The 16,237-nt window shown below is 61.9% G+C and carries 16 protein-coding genes and 1 tRNA gene; 12 read left to right on the top strand and 5 right to left on the bottom strand.

The window, feature by feature from the left end:
* Positions 1-4 precede the first annotated feature (4 nt).
* On the top strand, positions 5-571 hold the full coding sequence (locus LOKVESSMR4R_RS03535) for a tyrosine-type recombinase/integrase (protein ID WP_087206334.1): 567 nt from the start codon (positions 5-7) through the stop codon (positions 569-571).
* A gap of 16 nt (positions 572-587) precedes the next feature.
* On the opposite strand, the gene LOKVESSMR4R_RS03530 is transcribed toward LOKVESSMR4R_RS03535, so the two are convergent.
* Together LOKVESSMR4R_RS03530 and LOKVESSMR4R_RS03525 are read right to left on the bottom strand one after the other, a co-directional pair.
* Positions 588-2,060 carry a tyrosine-type recombinase/integrase gene (locus LOKVESSMR4R_RS03530; RefSeq protein ID WP_087206333.1) on the bottom strand — a complete coding sequence of 491 codons (1,473 nt, stop codon included), beginning with the start codon at positions 2,058-2,060 and terminating at the stop codon, positions 588-590.
* 250 nt (positions 2,061-2,310) lie between these two features.
* Positions 2,311-2,384 (bottom strand) — tRNA-Cys (locus LOKVESSMR4R_RS03525).
* Between the two features lie 202 nt (positions 2,385-2,586).
* Between LOKVESSMR4R_RS03525 and neuC the strand changes: the two genes are divergently transcribed.
* The 3 genes from neuC to LOKVESSMR4R_RS03510 are packed head-to-tail and all read left to right on the top strand — an operon-like array spanning position 2,587 to position 6,285.
* Complete coding sequence (gene neuC, locus LOKVESSMR4R_RS03520) at positions 2,587-3,711, top strand: UDP-N-acetylglucosamine 2-epimerase (RefSeq protein WP_087212524.1); 1,125 nt, start codon at positions 2,587-2,589, stop codon at positions 3,709-3,711.
* A complete protein-coding gene (locus LOKVESSMR4R_RS03515; RefSeq protein ID WP_087206332.1) occupies positions 3,695-4,954 on the top strand; it encodes a 3-deoxy-D-manno-octulosonic acid transferase in 1,260 nt (419 codons plus the stop codon). The genes neuC and LOKVESSMR4R_RS03515 overlap by 17 nt, the downstream gene beginning before the upstream one ends.
* Positions 4,951-6,285, top strand: coding sequence for a 3-deoxy-D-manno-octulosonic acid transferase (locus tag LOKVESSMR4R_RS03510; protein WP_087206331.1), 1,335 nt, complete (start codon positions 4,951-4,953; stop codon positions 6,283-6,285). The genes LOKVESSMR4R_RS03515 and LOKVESSMR4R_RS03510 overlap by 4 nt, the downstream gene beginning before the upstream one ends.
* On the opposite strand, the gene LOKVESSMR4R_RS03505 is transcribed toward LOKVESSMR4R_RS03510, so the two are convergent.
* Positions 6,282-7,436: an acetoin utilization protein AcuC gene (locus tag LOKVESSMR4R_RS03505; protein WP_087206330.1), complete on the bottom strand. Its 1,155-nt coding sequence runs from the start codon at positions 7,434-7,436 to the stop codon at positions 6,282-6,284. The genes LOKVESSMR4R_RS03510 and LOKVESSMR4R_RS03505 overlap by 4 nt on opposite strands.
* A 33-nt stretch (positions 7,437-7,469) precedes the next feature.
* Between LOKVESSMR4R_RS03505 and LOKVESSMR4R_RS03500 the strand changes: the two genes are divergently transcribed.
* From LOKVESSMR4R_RS03500 to ptsP, 5 genes are all read left to right on the top strand, one after another.
* A complete protein-coding gene (locus LOKVESSMR4R_RS03500) occupies positions 7,470-7,940 on the top strand; it encodes an NUDIX hydrolase (protein WP_087206329.1) in 471 nt (156 codons plus the stop codon).
* Between the two features lie 56 nt (positions 7,941-7,996).
* Complete coding sequence (locus LOKVESSMR4R_RS03495) at positions 7,997-8,386, top strand: DUF1178 family protein (RefSeq protein WP_087206328.1); 390 nt, start codon at positions 7,997-7,999, stop codon at positions 8,384-8,386.
* The gene (locus tag LOKVESSMR4R_RS03490; RefSeq protein WP_087206327.1) at positions 8,386-9,033 is read left to right on the top strand and encodes an SDR family NAD(P)-dependent oxidoreductase; all 648 of its coding nucleotides are present in this window, start codon (positions 8,386-8,388) and stop codon (positions 9,031-9,033) included. Before LOKVESSMR4R_RS03495 ends, LOKVESSMR4R_RS03490 begins: the two co-directional genes overlap by 1 nt.
* Positions 9,034-9,103: 70 nt before the next feature.
* Positions 9,104-10,342, top strand: a complete 1,239-nt coding sequence (locus LOKVESSMR4R_RS03485; RefSeq protein ID WP_087206326.1) for an aspartate kinase — start codon at positions 9,104-9,106, stop codon at positions 10,340-10,342.
* A 35-nt stretch (positions 10,343-10,377) separates the two neighbouring features.
* On the top strand, positions 10,378-12,618 hold the full coding sequence (gene ptsP, locus LOKVESSMR4R_RS03480) for a phosphoenolpyruvate--protein phosphotransferase (protein ID WP_087206325.1): 2,241 nt from the start codon (positions 10,378-10,380) through the stop codon (positions 12,616-12,618).
* On the opposite strand, the gene LOKVESSMR4R_RS03475 is transcribed toward ptsP, so the two are convergent.
* Positions 12,609-13,409: an EcsC family protein gene (locus LOKVESSMR4R_RS03475; RefSeq protein ID WP_087206324.1), complete on the bottom strand. Its 801-nt coding sequence runs from the start codon at positions 13,407-13,409 to the stop codon at positions 12,609-12,611. The two genes, ptsP and LOKVESSMR4R_RS03475, sit on opposite strands and share 10 nt — an antisense overlap.
* Before the next feature lie 15 nt (positions 13,410-13,424).
* The gene (locus LOKVESSMR4R_RS03470) at positions 13,425-13,940 is read right to left on the bottom strand and encodes a GNAT family N-acetyltransferase (protein ID WP_087206323.1); all 516 of its coding nucleotides are present in this window, start codon (positions 13,938-13,940) and stop codon (positions 13,425-13,427) included.
* Positions 13,941-14,011: 71 nt separating this feature from the next.
* Here LOKVESSMR4R_RS03470 and LOKVESSMR4R_RS03465 point away from each other — a divergent pair, with 71 nt between their 5' ends.
* Genes LOKVESSMR4R_RS03465 through LOKVESSMR4R_RS03455 form a run of 3 tightly spaced genes read left to right on the top strand, consistent with a single transcriptional unit; the run spans position 14,012 to position 16,031 of the window.
* Positions 14,012-14,623 carry a flavin reductase family protein gene (locus LOKVESSMR4R_RS03465; RefSeq protein ID WP_087206322.1) on the top strand — a complete coding sequence of 204 codons (612 nt, stop codon included), beginning with the start codon at positions 14,012-14,014 and terminating at the stop codon, positions 14,621-14,623.
* A complete protein-coding gene (locus LOKVESSMR4R_RS03460; RefSeq protein ID WP_087206321.1) occupies positions 14,620-15,504 on the top strand; it encodes an S-methyl-5'-thioadenosine phosphorylase in 885 nt (294 codons plus the stop codon). Before LOKVESSMR4R_RS03465 ends, LOKVESSMR4R_RS03460 begins: the two co-directional genes overlap by 4 nt.
* On the top strand, positions 15,501-16,031 hold the full coding sequence (locus tag LOKVESSMR4R_RS03455; protein WP_087206320.1) for an adenine phosphoribosyltransferase: 531 nt from the start codon (positions 15,501-15,503) through the stop codon (positions 16,029-16,031). The genes LOKVESSMR4R_RS03460 and LOKVESSMR4R_RS03455 overlap by 4 nt, the downstream gene beginning before the upstream one ends.
* The last annotated feature ends 206 nt before the right edge of the window (positions 16,032-16,237 follow it).

Below are 16,237 nucleotides of genomic sequence, written 5' to 3'. Positions count from 1 at the left end.
CACCATGCGCCAAGCACAAACACTAAACGAAGCCCAACTGCGCCGGGTTATACAGTACTGCCGCAGTCGTCGTCATCCAGCTCGTGACGAAACAATCATCCTGTTCAGTTTCTACGCCGGGCTGCGGGCCAAGGAGCTGGCAGGGCTGACGCGGGGGAATGTGTTCGATGAAGAGCGCAACGTGCGTGAGCAGTTCATCCTGTCAGCAGCACAAAGCAAGGGCGGCAAAACACGTACTGTGTATCTTAACCAGCGTTTGCGCAGGGCATTGGCGGAATATGCTGCTGGCTTGAACTTGAGCGATCCCAACAAAGCACTGTTTGAGAGCCAAAAGGGCGGGCATTTCTCGGCCAACACCATGTGCCAGCTGTTCCTCGACATCTACAAGGCTGTGGGGCTCAAGGATGCATCAAGCCATTCGGGCAGACGCACATATATTACTAGACTGGCCAACAAGGGCGTAGGCGTGCGCTTGCTGGCAGCTCTGGCAGGGCACAGCCACATTTCGACGACACAGCGGTACATTGATGTGAATGCAGAACAGCTGAGTGCAGCGGTAGAGCTGCTTTGATTGTCGTTTTAGGCCACTAGCCGCCCAACACCCGCGTTAATCCGTCTTCGCTTAACTTCTCCGCTTCAAACGCAGTCAACGCTCGCAAACGCAGCTCCTCGCTCGGATCATACCCAGCACGTGATACACCGAGGGCAATCAGCAGGGCGCTTTCGCTCAACTTGCCAGCTTCGAACAAATCAAACGCTTTGGAGGCTGCAGAAAGAGCAGGGGCCTGTTGTGCCTCAACCTGCGCTACAGACTGTTGCACTGGCTCAGTCACAGCCACTGTGTTTTTCAGCTCAAGCTGCTCGTTGCGCAAATCGCGCCCCGAGTGCAGCCCTGGGTTCATAAAGGGCGATAGCTTGCTGTAAAACCGGTCGAGCACGCCCGTGCTGTTGCCCATTTGCCTGCTGAGTGCATGGGTGCTAAGCCCGCGCTGTAGGTCCAGTGTCGCATAGAAGTGACGCCAGCTGTAGAGCGTTCGCTTCTTCCCATCTGCGCCGTATGTAAGCCCAAGCTTTTCTAGGAGCTTCTCGAAATTGCGCGATAGGTTCGCCCGCGCCACCCGCTGACCCAAACGTGTGACAAACACATACTCATCCAGTTTGGCGTCGATCACTTCATTCAGCGTCATGCCCATCAGTTTAGGGTTGATTTCAATCTGACGTTCAAAAGGCCTTATCGCGCGATCTCGTGCAACCAAAGGCCGCTGACCTGTCTTGCCGTCTACGAACAGTCCCAGATAGGTCTGATCCTCCTCTTGCAGCCAAAGCAGGTTCTTCCACTTGAGATCTAGGGCTTCTGTGCCGTGCCGCATGCCAGTGTTGGCAAGGATCAGCACATAGTTGCGCAGAACTTCCCGTGTGCCAGCCGTGATGGGTTTGTCTGTGAGTTTGTGGTAGCCCCGCAGCTCTTCATAGATCATGCGGTATTCTTCACGGGTAAAGCTGCCCCGGCTTTTGGTCTTGATGCCATCGTTTATGGGCTTGGGTCTTATCGCATGCGTGATCCAGCCACGCTGCTCTGCTTCATCCAACACCCTGTTCAAGGCAGTGTTGTGCGTGTTGATCGTGCTGTGATGTGCTTTGCGTCCCAGCTTCTCTGTGCGCCACTTGCCAAAATCCACCAGTGCCTTGGCATCAATGCTGGATACGTCATAGCCTCCAAAATAGGGCACGAGGTATTTGTCGATGGCGGTGATGTAATCTTTGAACACGATGTGTCCGCCGCCTGCATCCAGCTCTTCCTGCATGCGATCCCGCGCAAACTCAGCCACACGCTTAAACTTACGGGTGCTTTGCGGCAGGTTGTTCTTGGCGCGATCTTCAGCGGTGTAGAAGAACTTCATCGCCAAATCTGTGGCACGCTCAACATCCTCAGTCTTTGTAGAAAACCGATGCCAGCTGCCGTCTGCGAGCTTCACGCGGGCTTGCCATTTGGCGCTGCGTTGTCGCTTGTCCAAGCGCACATATTCGCTGATGCGGATGGTTTGGACATCCTGTGACATATCAACAGCATACAGCGCATACGGGCTAAGGAAAACTGCGCATATTACGGAGGGGGCAGAATTTTGTAGCCTTTGCGGTGTTCAGCAGGGCACCACATCACAAGAAACGACTCCGAAAGCACCGATTCAGGCAGCACCCAAAACACTCTGTTCAACACCGTAAACGCACGCAGGCTCTGGTGTGTATAGTGTGTATCAAGTGTGTATCGCTATTTTGCGAAGAAAAAACCGGCTAAGTCATTGATTTTATTGGAGGCGAGTACCGGAATCGAACCGGTCTACACGGATTTGCAATCCGCTGCATAACCTACCTGCCCACTCGCCTCATGGGCTGTTTCCCTAAGGATCACGGGACTTGCCGTCAAGCGGATAACGCGGCCGGTCCGATCAATCTGTCGCAATCGCCGCAGCGGCGTCGCGGCCCTTGGATCGGATGCCAATGCCGGTTTCCTTTCCGCATCAGCGGCGATAACCTGTCGCGCAGGGCCGCGTCTTGGCCGCCAAACATCCTTGCGACGGAACCTTCATGTCCCGCTCTATCCTTTTCGTGACAGGCACCCGTGCCGATTTCGGCAAGCTGGAACCGCTGGCCGTGGCCGCGCGTGATGCCGGCTTTACCGTGGCGTTTTTCGTCACCGGCATGCATATGCTGCAAAGCTACGGGCTGACCAAGCTCGAGGTCCACCGGATGGCGGGTGTCACGGTGCATGAATTCCTCAACCAGCGGCCCGGCGATCCGCAGGATATGATCCTGGCCAAGACGGTGATCGGGTTTTCCGATTTCATCCACGAACACCGCCCCGATCTGGTGGTGATCCATGGCGACCGGGTCGAGGCGCTGGCGACCGCGCTGGTCTGCGCCACCAATTACATCCGCTGCGCCCATGTCGAGGGCGGCGAGGTCAGCGGCACCATCGACGAGATCTACCGCCACTGCAATTCCAAGCTGGCAAGCCATCATTTCGTGTCATCACAGGATGCCGCGCGGCGGGTGATGTCGCTGGGCGAACAGGCAAGCCACATCCATGCCATCGGCTCGCCCGAGTTGGATTTTCACGCAGGCCCGTCCGGTGTCACAATCGCGCAGGTCAAGGACCGCTATGCCCTGCCCTTCGACAGCTACGGGATCTGCGTGTTCCATCCGGTCACGTCAGAGGCCGCCAGCATGGGCGCGCAGGCCAGCGCGCTATTCGCCGCATTGGTGGCCTCGGGGCGCAATTTCGTCGTGATCGCCCCCAATAATGACCCCGGATCGGCGGCGATCTTTGCCGAGATCGACACCCTGCCCAAGGACCGCTTCCGCGTGCTGCCCTCCATGCGCTTCGCCCATTTCAGCGAATTGATGAAAAACGCATCCGTCATGGTCGGCAATTCATCCGCAGGCGTACGCGAGGCCCCGTTTCTGGGGCTGCCATCGCTGGATATCGGCACCCGCCAGACCAACCGCGCGAAATCGCCCTCGGTTTTCTTTGCAGATGCGGGCGATCGCGCGGCGATTGCCGCCTTCCTGACGGCACAATGGGGCAAGTCCTATCCGCGTCACGATGCTTTTGGCGGCGGCTCGGCGGCGGGCCGGTTTGCAGCGGTGCTGGCGGACCCCGGTTTCTGGACCGGATCGCTGCAAAAGACCTTTCATGACCATGATGCCTAAGACCGGGCTGGCCCTGCGCGCCTATCTTGCGGCCAGCCACCTGATCCCGCTGGTGGCAGGGCCGGTGCTGGCCCGCAGGCGCAAGCGCGGCAAGGAACACGCGACGCGTTGGATGGAAAAGCAAGGGCGCGGGCTGGCCCCGCGCGCCCACGGGCGCTTGGTCTGGATCAATGCCGTGGGATTGGGCGAGATCCTGTCGCTGCGCGGTCTGATCGCGCGGATGGCGGATGCGGCACCTGATCTGCATTTCCTTGTCACCTCGACCACCGCCGCATCGGCGCGGGTCTTTGCGGCCCAGATGCCGCCGCGCACGATCCATCAATTCCTGCCGCTGGATGCCCCGGCCTATCGGCGGCGGTTTCTGGATCATTTCCAGCCTGACCTGTGCATCTGGGCCGAACAGGATCTCTGGCCGGGGCTGGTCTATGAAGCGGACAAGCGCGGGATTGCGCAGGCAATGGTCGCGGCGCGGATGAATGCCGGCTCTTTGGCGCGCCATACACGCGCGGCGGGGCTTTACCGCGATCTTTATGCGCGCATGGCGCTGGTGACAGCGCAGGATGCCGACAGCGCCAGTCATCTGGCAGCACTGGGGGCCAGAGCGCAGGTCACGGGGTCGCTGAAACCCGCCGCACCGCCGCTGGAATGTGACGCCGGCGCCTTGCGCGATTTGCAGGCCGCCATCGGGTCGCGGTTCGTCTGGGCGGTGGCACCGTCCCATCCTGCGGATGAGGCTGCGGCACTGGCCGCGCATCTGGCGCTGCGCGCGCAGGTCCGGGATGCGTTGCTGATCATCGCGCCCCGCCATCCCGACAGGCGCGATGCGATCAGCGCCGCCTGCCCTGCCCCGCCGCCGTGCAAATCGCAAGCCGCGCTGCCCGGCAAGGGCGATCCGGTCTGGCTTTGCGATACTTTGGGCGATCTGGGGCTGGTCTACCGCTGCGCCCGCGCGGTGCTGATCGGCGGCACATTTGACGCGACCGAAGGCCATAACCCCTGGGAGGCCGGCCAACTGGGTTGCGCGGTCCTGCACGGGCCGAGAACTGGCAATTTCAAAGCGGATTTCGCAGCGCTTGATGGGGCTGGCGGGGCTGTCGCGGTATCTGGCGCAGATAATATCGCCAGCGCGTTGCGGGGTGATCTGGCGATGCAGGCGGCCAAGGCAAAGCAGAATGTGCAGGATGCAGGCCGCGCCACCGATCAACTGGCCCACGCCCTGCTGGCCTTGGTAAAAGCGCCATGACCGCGCGTTTCCCGCCCCTACGCCTGCGGATCGCGCTGCTGGCTTACGCGCTGGCCTGGGTGGTCTTGCTGCCTGTCGTGATGGTTTATTTGCGGCTGCGCGCCCGCAAGGACCCGCTTTACGCCACTCATCTGGCCGAACGCTTTGGCCTGGGGCGGCCTGTGCTGCGCAATCCGATCTGGGTCCATGCGGTATCCTTGGGCGAAATGCGCTCTGCCACGCCCTTGATCCGCGCGCTGCTGGCGCAGGGCGAATGCGTGCTGACCACCCATTTCACCCCCGCCGGACGGCGCGAGGCGATGCGTGAATTCGCCGCCGAGATTGCCGCAGGCCAAGTGCAGGTCGCTTGGGTGCCGTTCGACATGGGGCTGGCCTATGCGGCCTTTCTGCGCCGCTTTGCGCCGAAATACGGGCTGGTGATGGAGATCGAGATCTGGCCCCGCATGATCATGGCCTGTCGCGCGCGCGGGGTGCCTTTGTTCATGTGCAACGCGCAATATCCGCAGAAAAGTTTCGACAAGGATATGGCGGGCTGGGGGCTGCGCGCGGCGCTGACGGGCGGCTTTGCGGGCGGGTTCGTGAAATCGGCCTTGCAGGCGGAACGCTTTGCCGCCGCCGGCCTGCGCAATATCCATATCACCGGCGAGATGCGCTTTGACCAGCCGATCCCGCAGGCGCAGCTGCAGGCCGCGGCACGGCTGCGCGACAGGTTGATCGGCGACCGTCCGGCCTTTGCCCTGACAAGCGTCGTCGAGGGCGAGGATGCCACCTATCTTGCCATGATCCGCCAGGTGCCGGGGGCGTTTTTTATCTATGTGCCGCGCGCGCCGGAACGTTTTGATGAGGTCGCCGCGATGCTGCGCGAGGCCGGACTGCGCTTTGCCCGGCGGTCAGAGCTGCTGGATGCGGCCCTGGGGGCGCGTGACCTGCCGCAGATCGATCTGTTGCTGGGCGACAGCATGGGCGAGATGTATTTCTATCTGGCGCTTTGCGACCGTGCTATCGTCGGCGGCGGTTTTGTCACCAAGGGCGCGCATAATATCATCGAACCGCTGGCCCTGCGCAAACCCGTCATTGTCGGCCCGCATATCTGGACCATCGCCTATCCCGCGCAAGAGGCGATTGCGGCAGGCGTCTGTCATCATGTGCAGACCGAGGCAGAGTTGCTGGACGCAGTCCAAGCACCCAGGATTGTGACTGACGACCAGATCGCGGCTTTCTATGCCGATCATGCTGGTGCTGTGGACCGGACACTTGCCGCCTTGCCGCAGGCCTTGGCTGATCTGCCTGCGCCTTGCGGCGCAGTTGAGGCCTCCGGCGGGGATATTTAGGCTCGGAAGATGCGGGGTTTGAGTTGGGCCACGCCAACGCGCACCGCGTCATGGACCTTGCCGTGGCGGGGGGCGTCGCGCAAAGTGGTCATCCAGTGGTCTTGTGGCTGCAATCGTTTGGGCGCGCCGTCCCAGCGCAGCGCGCGCAGCACATCTGCCGCAGGGTCTGGCAGATGATCGGGGATCGCGCGTTTGTTCAGCACCGCCCAGACCCCGGTCCAGAGCCGCCCGACCGACCAGGGGTTATAGCCGCCCCCGCCCAGCACCAGATAGCGCGGCGCGATGTCGCGCAGGGCCGCCACCACCGCCCAATGCGCGTTGTTCGACAGGCAGAGCCGTGATTGCGGGTCCTCGGTGACGGCATCGGCCCCGCATTGCAGCACGATGGCATCGGGCCGGAAGCCGGTGACCGCAGGCAGGATCAGCGCCTGCAGGATCAGCGCCATGTCGTCGTCATGCAGCCCTGCCGGCACCGGCAGGTTGAACACCTGCCCCGCCCCCTGATCGGTGATCGCCCCGCTGCGCGGCCAGCGGTTGATTTCATGCGTCGAGATCAGCAGCGTGTCGGGATCCTGCGCGAAGGCCTGTTCGACACCGTCAGGGTGATGCGCGTCGATATCGACATAGGCCACCCGCTGCGCCCCGTTGCGCCGCAGCGACTGGATCGCCAGCACCGGGTCGTTGAGATAGCAAAAGCCATTGGCCCGGTCCGGCAGCCCGTGATGCGTGCCGCCTGCAGGCGAATAGATGATGCCGCCATATTTGAGCAATTCGCCCGCCAGCAGCGACCCGCCCGCCGCCGTGGCCGGCCGGCGGAACATTTCGGGAAAGACCGGATTGGACGGCGTGCCCAGCGCATGGCGCGCGCGCACCGCCTGACTGACGCTTTGGGCGGTCTCTGCGGCTTGCAGGGCGGCCAGATAGGCTGGGGTGTGAAACCCCGTCAGAGCCGCAACCTTGGCCCGCGGGCTGGTGATGAATTGCGCCGCTGGCAGCCAGCCCAGCGCCCGGCTGAGATCCATCACCGTCGAGACCCGCGGCACCCGCAGCGGATGCCAGGCCCCGTAGGTCGAGCCCCGATAGATTTCGGCGCCGATAAATTGCGGCAGGGGGCTTGTTCGTGCTGACAGGGCGGTCATAACGTCATTCATCACCGGGATGTAACCCGGATTCAGATCGGAACCATGACCAATTTACCTGCGCAACAGATCCCATTGAAATTCGCGACCGGGCGCAAGACGGATATTCGCGCGCAATTCGCTGCCCTGTGCTGGCGGATCGTGGATGACAAGGTCGAGATATGTCTGGTCACAAGCCGCACGCGCGGCCGCTGGATCTTGCCCAAGGGCTGGCCGATGCACAAACAGACCCCTGCCGCCGCCGCCGCGATGGAGGCCTATGAAGAGGCGGGGCTGCGCGGCGAGGTGCTGGATGTCTGCCTTGGGATTTACAGCTATATCAAGCCGTTGGGCAATGTGAACGCGCCGATCGTCGCGATGGTCTATCCGGTGCATGTCACCGATGTCCTGAGCGACTGGCCCGAAAAGCGCCAGCGCAAGCGCAAATGGTTCAGCCCCAAAAAGGCCGCCAAGAAGCTGGAAGAACCCGCGCTGAAACGGATCGTGGCAACCTTTGACCCGGCCTTGCTGCGCTGACTTGCAAGGAGGGGCGAAAAGCCTAATTGTGAGAAAACCTTTCCCGGCGGGCCAAGATGATCCGATTCCACCTTCGATGCGACCAGAACCACCAGTTTGAAAGCTGGTTTCAATCGGGTGACGCCTTTGACAAGCTGGTGGCCGCCAAGATGGTGACCTGCACCGCCTGCGGATCGCGCGTTGTGACGAAATCGGTGATGGCGCCGGCGATCGCCACGACACCGGCACCGGTCGAAAACCAGGTGGCCGCCCTGCGCAAAAAGATCGAAAGCAGCGCCGATTATGTCGGCACCGCTTTTGCCAAAGAAGCCCGCGCCATGCATGACGGGCTGACGCCGGACCGCCCGATCTATGGCGAGGCCAATCTGACCGAGGCGCGCAAGCTGGCCGAGGATGGTATCCCGGTTATGCCCTTACCCTTCATTCCAGCAAAGAAAGCGCATTGATGCATGTTCTGATCACCGGGGCCAACCGGGGTATCGGCAAGGCTTTGGCCGACAATTATGCCAGTGCTGGCGCCCATGTCACGGGCACCCAGCGCAGCACAGGTGCCGGGTTGCACAAGCTGGATGTGACCGATCCTGCGGCGGTTGCGGCCTTGGCTGCAAGCATCGGCGATCAGGCGATTGACCTTCTGGTGTGCAATGCGGGCGTCTATGCCGACAAGGATCAACCGCTGGATCAGGGCTATCCTGCGCAGATGTGGGCGGATGGGTTTGCCACCAATGTCACCGGCGTGTTTTTGACCGTGCAGGCGTTTCTGCCGCATCTGCGCCGTGCCAAGGCGGGCAAGATCGCGATCATATCCTCGCAGATGGCGTCCCATACCCGCGCGCCGGGCGGCAGCTATATCTACCGTGCAAGCAAGGCCGCCGCGCTGAACCTTGGCCGCAATCTGGCGACTGATCTGGCGCCCGAAGGGATCAGCGTTGGCATCTATCATCCGGGCTGGGTGCGCACCGATATGGGCGGATCATCCGCCGAGATCAGCGTGGCGGAAAGTGCGGCGGGCCTGATGGCGCGCTTTGCCGCGCTAAGCCCTGCGACCACCGGCTGTTTTGAGACATGGGACGGGCGCGCGCATCCTTACTAAGCATTTGCGCTTTGCGCAGCGCAGCAGTAAACGGGCGCGGATCTATGCCGCTTGTTTTCAAGGATGACCCATGCCGACGCTTGTGATGAAATTTGGTGGCACCTCCGTGGCCAATCTGGACCGGATCGCGCGCGCGGCCAAACGCGTCGCCGTCGAGGTCGCCAATGGCTATGATGTCATCGTCATCGTCTCGGCCATGTCCGGCAAGACCAATGAGCTGGTGGGCTGGGTGTCAGAGACATCGCCGCTTTATGATGCGCGTGAATATGATGCGATCGTTTCTTCGGGCGAAAACGTCACCGCCGGGCTGATGGCCTTGCGCTTGCAGGAAATGGATATTCCCGCGCGCAGCTGGCAAGGCTGGCAGGTGCCGGTCCTGACCACCGATGCCCATGCATCCGCCCGGATCGAGGAAATCCCGACCACCAATATCACCGCCAAATTCGGCGAAGGCATGAAGGTTGCCGTTGTCGCGGGCTTTCAGGGTGTCAGCGCGGCAGGCCGGATTACCACGCTGGGGCGCGGCGGGTCGGATACGACGGCTGTCGCCTTTGCCGCCGCTTTCGGTGCCGAACGTTGCGATATCTATACCGATGTGGACGGGGTCTATACCACCGATCCGCGGATCACATCCAAGGCGCGCAAGCTCGATAAAATCGCTTTCGAGGAAATGCTGGAACTCGCCTCGCTGGGGGCCAAGGTGCTGCAAACGCGGTCCGTTGAACTGGCGATGCGCTACAAGGTGCGCCTGCGGGTGCTGTCATCATTCGAGGAACCATCGGACAGCGCCGGAACGCTGGTCTGCGATGAGGAGGAAATCATGGAATCCAATGTTGTGGCCGGTGTCGCCTATTCCCGCGACGAGGCGAAAATGACGCTGATCTCGGTCGCCGACCGCCCCGGTATCGCCGCCGCGATCTTTGGCCCGCTGTCGGATGCGGGGGTCAATGTCGATATGATCGTGCAGAATATCTCCGAGGAAGGGCGCACCGATATGACCTTTTCCTGCCCCAAGGATCAGGTTCTGCGCGCCGAAAAGGCGATGCAGGATGCCAAGACATCAGGCGCGATCAATTTTCACGATCTGGTCGCCGATGAAGGCGTGGCCAAGGTCAGCGTCGTCGGCATCGGGATGCGCAGCCACACAGGTGTCGCCGCCAAGATGTTCAAGGTGCTTTCTGCTGAAGGAATCAACATCAAGGTGATTACAACTTCCGAGATCAAGATTTCTGTGCTGATCGACAGGAAATACATGGAACTTGCCGTGCAGGCCCTGCATGATGCGTTCGAATTGGACAAGGCTGGCTGATCCTGACGGATCGGTCCGCTGCTATCGGGGGACCCATGCCGGAACGGTTGGAAAGCGAAAGCCGCAAATTGCTGGGCCGCCTGCGCGAGGCGCTGGCCAGCGATAGCGAAGGTCAGGCACGGCTGAACCGTGTGGTGGACCTGATCGCCTCGTCGATGCAGGCCGAGGTCTGTTCGATCTACCTGTTCCGCGACGCCGAAACGCTGGAACTTTGCGCTACCCAAGGTCTGGAACAAGAGTCGGTCCACCAGACCCGGATGCGCCTTGGCGAAGGTCTGGTCGGGCGCACCGCCAAGACCGGCAATATCGTCAATACCGCCAATGCCCCCGCCGAAAAGGGGTTCCGCTACATGCCCGAAACGGGCGAGGAACGCTATTCATCCTTCTGCGGCGTGCCGATCCAGCGGCTGGGAGATGTGCTGGGCGTGCTGGTCGTGCAGACCAAGACCGAACGGATCATGACCCCCGACGAGGTTTACGCCCTTGAAATCGTCGCCATGGTCATTGCCGAGATGACAGAATTGGGCGCTTTCGTCGGTGAAGGCGCGGCCCTGTCGGCGCTGCACCAGAAACCGGTGCTGTTGCGCGGCTCAATCGCGCAGGAAGGCACCAGCGCCGGCCGTGTCTATCTGCATGAACCGCGTGTTGTGGTGACCAACCCGATCTCTGACGATCCCGAAAAGGAAAAGACCCGCCTGAATGACGCGGTCGAAACCCTGCGCAAATCGGTCGATAACATGATGGTCGGCGCGCGGTCGGTCGATCCCGAACAGGTGCAGGTGCTTGAAGCGTACCGCATGTTCGCCAATTCCAGCAGCTGGATGCGCCGGATGCAGGACGATGTGCAAAGCGGGCTATCCGCCGAAGCCGCCGTTGAAAAGGAACAATCGCTGGCACGCGCGCGGCTGTCCCGCTCGCCCGATCCTTACTTGCGCGAAAGGCTGCATGATCTGGATGATCTGTCCAACCGCCTGCTGCGTATCCTGACCGGCCAAGGCGAAGACCGCAGCGATATGCCCGACGATCCGATCCTTGTCGCGCGCAATATCGGGCCGGGTGAATTGCTGGAATATGGCAAGAAACTGCGCGGCATCGTCCTGGAAGAAGGCAGCGTCGGGTCGCATGCCACCATCGTTGCCCGCGCTTGGGCGATCCCGCTGGTAATCAATGCCAAAGGTGTCACGCGCGAGGCGCTGAATGGCGATATCATCCTTGTGGACGGCGATCAGGGCATCGCGCATCTGCGCCCCGACGATACCGTGCAGGCCGCGTTCCGCGACAAGATCGAGATGCAGGCCCGCGCGCAGGAACGCTATGCCTCGATCCGCGACCTCCCGGCGGAAACGAAATGCGGCACGCGCATGTCGCTGCAAATGAACGCGGGGCTGATCGCGGATTTGCCATCGCTGGCGGGGTCAGGCGCCGAAGGTGTGGGGCTGTTTCGCACCGAATTGCAATTCCTGATCCGCAACCAGATGCCGCAGCGGGGCGAATTATCCGCGCTTTATGACCGCGTGCTGAATGCGGCAGGCGGGCGGCGGGTGGCGTTTCGCACGCTCGATATCGGGTCAGACAAGGTGCTGCCCTATATGAAGGCCAATGATGAACCCAACCCCGCGATGGGCTGGCGGGCTATTCGCGTGGGGCTGGACAAACCGGGCGTGCTGCGGATGCAATTGCAGGCCTTGTTGCGCGGGGCGGCGGGGCGGCCCTTGACGGTGATGTTTCCGTTCATCACCCAGCTGGCCGAATTCCGCACAGCCAAGGCCGAGATGGACAAGGCCATCGACCGCGAAATCAAGCTGGGTCACCCGATCCCCTCCGAGATCGAGGTCGGCGCGATGCTGGAAACCCCCTCGCTGGCCTTTGCGCCCGATGTGTTCTTTGAAGAGGCCGATTTCATCAGCATCGGCGGCAATGATCTTAAACAATTCTTTTTCGCCGCCGACCGCGAGAATGAATTGGTCCGGCGGCGCTATGATACGCTCGACGTCAGCTTTCTGGCCTTTCTGGAACATGTGATCAAACGCTGCGACGCGGCGGGCACGCCTTTGTCCTTTTGTGGCGAGGATGCGGGCCGCCCGGTCGAGGCCTTGTGTTTCGCAGCCCTTGGCCTGCGCACGCTGTCGATGCGCCCCGCCTCTGTTGGGCCGGTCAAACATCTGTTGCGCCGGATTGATCTGAACGAGGTCAGGGCCGTGATGGATGCCGCCATCACAAATGGCGACCAATCGGTGCGGCGCGCCGTATCCGACTGGCTGGTCTATCAGGTCTGAGGCAGGCGCTGCGCGGCCAGCTGGCGGTGGAATTCATCCAGCACCGCCACATCGCCATGGTCGCGCACCAGCTGGCGCAGCCCGAAATGCACATGCGCCAGCGCAACGTAGTAATCGACAAAGGCGTAATTGGTCCCCGCCCCCGCGACAGCCCCCAGCACAGGCACGGTCTGGGATGCCAGTTTCTGTGACAGCACAGCGGCGAATTTCGGCGCGACACGGCTGATCATGGCATTGACCGCCGCCCCCGACAGGCTAAGCCGCGCGCCGATAAAGGCGGTATCGACGCCGTCATCCGCGCTGCCCGGCCCACCAGAGCCAAAGACCGCAAGACATTCCATGCGGGTTTCCTCGGATGCGGGGTCTTCACCATATTCGGCGGCGACATGCAGCACGGCGCGAAAGATCAGCGTGGTCGCGACAGGCAATTCTGCCAGCGCCGTGGGCAAGCCGCCAAAGCCGCCAATCGCGCCGGACAATGTGCCGATGATCCGGTGGGTCTGATCCGACCCAAAGCTTTGGCCGATCCCGCCCCGCGACCGCGCGGCGATATCATAGCTGCGGCGCAGGGCGCTGCGGGTGACCTCGTTCAATTGATCGCGCAGGGGCTTGGGCAAGACCTTCAGCCCGTCTTCGACCTGACCACCCAGAAAATTGACCGCTTTCATCAAGACGCCATTGGCCCGGCGCTGACGCAAGGCCAATGCGGCAACCCGCGCGCGCGCATGATCATCCAGCGGCGCAGGCACCGGCAGCAAAAGCGCGTCATGGCCAATGATCTTGTCTGTCATCAGGTTTAGATGGGGTTAGCGCGGCGAAATGCAATCATCCGCCTTGCGCACAGGCCCGTGGATGCCCGCCCATGCGTCTTGTGTCAGCGCCAGCCCCAGCACCCGCGCGGGGTTGGTCGGCGGCGGCATGACCACAGCCGATAATGGATGAAACCCAAAGCGGCTGTAATAGGGCAGATCACCCACCAGCAAGATGCGCGACCAGCCCGCTTTGCGCGCGACCTGTGTGACGCGGTAGATCAGCAGGCCCGCAATGCCCTCGCCCTGCCGCGTCGGATGCACCGCCACCGGGCCCAGCAGAACGACCGGCACATCGCCCACATAACAGGGCCAGCAGCGGATCACCCCCGACAGCACGCCGTCGGGGTCACGCGCGGTCCAGCACAGATCGGCAATGGGCGCGACATCCTCGCGCAGACGGTAAGATGACAGCGCCGTGCGGCCCGGCGAAAAGCACAAGTCATAGAGCGCCTCGACCTCCCAGTGATCGGCAGGGGTCTCATGGGCCAATGTGATCGAGGGTGTTTGCATGCGTCTTTCATCTGGCCAAGCCTGTCGCGTCACGCTACCCCTTGGCTGATCGCAGGAAAAGGTCTCGTGCAATGTTTTACGCCCCCAAAGACGGCCATAATCTGCCGCATAACCCGTTCAACGCCATCGTCAGCCCGCGCCCGATTGGCTGGATCGCCACACGCGGGGCGGATGGGCAGGACAACCTTGCGCCCTATTCGTTTTTCAACGCGGTTGCCTATGAACCGCCACAGGTGATGTTCGCCTCGACCAGCGCAAAACCCGACCGCGACGGCACCAAGGACAGCGTCGCCAATATCCGCGAAACAGGGGTATTCGCGGTCAATATCGTGGAATATACGATGCGCGACGTGATGAACCAGACATCCGGCCCATGGGACCGCGCGACAGATGAATTCGCGCTCGCAGGCATCACCAAGGCCACATGCGAAACGATTGCCTGCGCGCGGGTGGCCGGCGCGCCTGCCACGCTGGAATGCAAGCTTACCCAGATCGTCACCCTGCCCGGTGCGGCCAATTTCGCCGTCTTCGGCGAGGTGACAGGCGTGCATATCCGCGACAATTGCCTGGTGGACGGGATCTTCGACGTGACGACATTCCAGCCGCTGGCGCGGCTCGGCTATCGCGATTACACGGTGGTGCGCGAGGTGTTCAGCCTGACCCGTCCGGACCAGAAAACATGACACAAACCGTTCTGGGGATCATCGGCGGGTCTGGCCTCTATGAGATGGATGGCCTGCAGGACCCGTCATGGGTCAATGTCGACAGCCCTTGGGGCGCGCCCTCGGATGCGCTGCTGACAGGGCGGCTGGACGGGGTCAAGATGGTCTTTCTGCCCCGCCACGGGCGCGGCCATCTGCATGCGCCCACCACCGTGCCTTACCGCGCCAATATCGACGCGCTGAAACGGCTGGGGGTAACCGATATCATCAGCATCAGCGCCTGCGGGTCGTTCCGCGAAGAGATGGCGCCGGGTGATTTCGTGATCGTGGACCAGTTCATCGACCGGACCTTCGCGCGCGAAAAATCCTTCTTCGGAACAGGCTGCGTGGCCCATGTCAGCCTTGCGCATCCGACCTGCCCGCGCCTGTCAGCGGCCTGCGCGACGGCGGCCGAGGCTACGGGGATCACCCTGCATCGCGGCGGCACTTATCTGGCCATGGAAGGGCCGCAGTTTTCGTCACTGGCGGAAAGCAGGCTCTACCGTAGCTGGGGCTGCGACGTGATCGGCATGACCAATATGCCCGAAGCAAAACTCGCCCGCGAGGCGGAAATCTGCTATGCCTCGGTCGCGATGATCACCGATTACGACAGCTGGCACCCCGATCACGGGGCAGTCGATATCACCGCGATCATCGCCACCCTGCAAGGCAACGGGACCAAGGCCCGCGACCTGATCGCAAAGCTGCCTGCCCTGCTGGGGGGTGACCGCGCCCCCTGCCCGCATGGCTGCGACCGCGCGCTGGATCATGCGATCATGACCGCCCCCGACAAACGTGATCCCGCGCTGATGGCGCAGCTTGAGGCGATCACCGCCCGTGTCCTTGCGAAAGAAACAAGATGAAAACGATCCGCGACTATATCCGCACCATCCCCGATTTCCCACATGAAGGGATCATGTTCCGCGATGTGACCACGCTTTTCAGCGATGCGCGCGGCTTTCGCATGGCGATCGACCAGCTGTTGCACCCCTATGCCGGCACGCCCATCGACAAGGTCGTGGGGCTGGAAGCGCGTGGTTTCATACTTGGCGGTGCCATCGCGCATCAGCTATCGGTCGGTTTTGTGCCGATCCGCAAGAAAGGCAAATTGCCCGGCAAAACCATCGAACAGGCCTATCAGCTCGAATATGGCGAGGCGGTGATGGAATTGCATGACGACGCGCTGCAACCGGGCGACAAGGTCCTGCTGGTCGATGATCTGCTGGCGACGGGCGGCACCGCCGAGGCGGGCATCCGGCTGGTCGAACGGCTGGGCGCGCAGGTGATGGGCTGTGCCTTCATCATCGACCTGCCCGCATTGGGTGGGGCCGCAAGGCTGGAAAAACTGGGGATGCAGGTGCATAGCCTTTGCGCCTTCGAAGGACTTTGATGCGCTCCGCGCGGGGAGTATTTGGGGAAAAAAGAAGTTGTTAAGGAAGATCGGGTAAATCCGTGCCACGGTACAGGCTGGAGAGCCGATGACCGTGAAATGAGAAGTCGCCCGATCCCGGACCCCAGAAAGGTCAGCCTGTAGCGGGCGGCGGGGTCGGGTGCGCCTCTTGCGACTTCTTTTTTCCAAAAATACTCCCGCCGGAG

Source organism: Yoonia vestfoldensis (assembly GCF_002158905.1).
GTDB lineage: Bacteria > Pseudomonadota > Alphaproteobacteria > Rhodobacterales > Rhodobacteraceae > Yoonia > Yoonia vestfoldensis_B.
This window is presented reverse-complemented; position numbering and strand designations above follow the sequence as displayed.

Bases quoted from the DNA above. Each gene is read 5' to 3' on its own strand.
- LOKVESSMR4R_RS03535 (WP_087206334.1), top strand. From the start codon at position 5: ATGCGCCAAGCACAAACACTAAACGAAGCCCAACTGCGCCGGGTTATA.
- LOKVESSMR4R_RS03530 (WP_087206333.1), bottom strand. From the start codon at position 2,060: ATGTCACAGGATGTCCAAACCATCCGCATCAGCGAATATGTGCGCTTG.
- neuC (WP_087212524.1), top strand. From the start codon at position 2,587: ATGTCCCGCTCTATCCTTTTCGTGACAGGCACCCGTGCCGATTTCGGC.
- LOKVESSMR4R_RS03515 (WP_087206332.1), top strand. From the start codon at position 3,695: ATGACCATGATGCCTAAGACCGGGCTGGCCCTGCGCGCCTATCTTGCG.
- LOKVESSMR4R_RS03510 (WP_087206331.1), top strand. From the start codon at position 4,951: ATGACCGCGCGTTTCCCGCCCCTACGCCTGCGGATCGCGCTGCTGGCT.
- LOKVESSMR4R_RS03505 (WP_087206330.1), bottom strand. From the start codon at position 7,436: ATGAATGACGTTATGACCGCCCTGTCAGCACGAACAAGCCCCCTGCCG.
- LOKVESSMR4R_RS03500 (WP_087206329.1), top strand. From the start codon at position 7,470: ATGACCAATTTACCTGCGCAACAGATCCCATTGAAATTCGCGACCGGG.
- LOKVESSMR4R_RS03495 (WP_087206328.1), top strand. From the start codon at position 7,997: ATGATCCGATTCCACCTTCGATGCGACCAGAACCACCAGTTTGAAAGC.
- LOKVESSMR4R_RS03490 (WP_087206327.1), top strand. From the start codon at position 8,386: ATGCATGTTCTGATCACCGGGGCCAACCGGGGTATCGGCAAGGCTTTG.
- LOKVESSMR4R_RS03485 (WP_087206326.1), top strand. From the start codon at position 9,104: ATGCCGACGCTTGTGATGAAATTTGGTGGCACCTCCGTGGCCAATCTG.
- ptsP (WP_087206325.1), top strand. From the start codon at position 10,378: ATGCCGGAACGGTTGGAAAGCGAAAGCCGCAAATTGCTGGGCCGCCTG.
- LOKVESSMR4R_RS03475 (WP_087206324.1), bottom strand. From the start codon at position 13,409: ATGACAGACAAGATCATTGGCCATGACGCGCTTTTGCTGCCGGTGCCT.
- LOKVESSMR4R_RS03470 (WP_087206323.1), bottom strand. From the start codon at position 13,940: ATGCAAACACCCTCGATCACATTGGCCCATGAGACCCCTGCCGATCAC.
- LOKVESSMR4R_RS03465 (WP_087206322.1), top strand. From the start codon at position 14,012: ATGTTTTACGCCCCCAAAGACGGCCATAATCTGCCGCATAACCCGTTC.
- LOKVESSMR4R_RS03460 (WP_087206321.1), top strand. From the start codon at position 14,620: ATGACACAAACCGTTCTGGGGATCATCGGCGGGTCTGGCCTCTATGAG.
- LOKVESSMR4R_RS03455 (WP_087206320.1), top strand. From the start codon at position 15,501: ATGAAAACGATCCGCGACTATATCCGCACCATCCCCGATTTCCCACAT.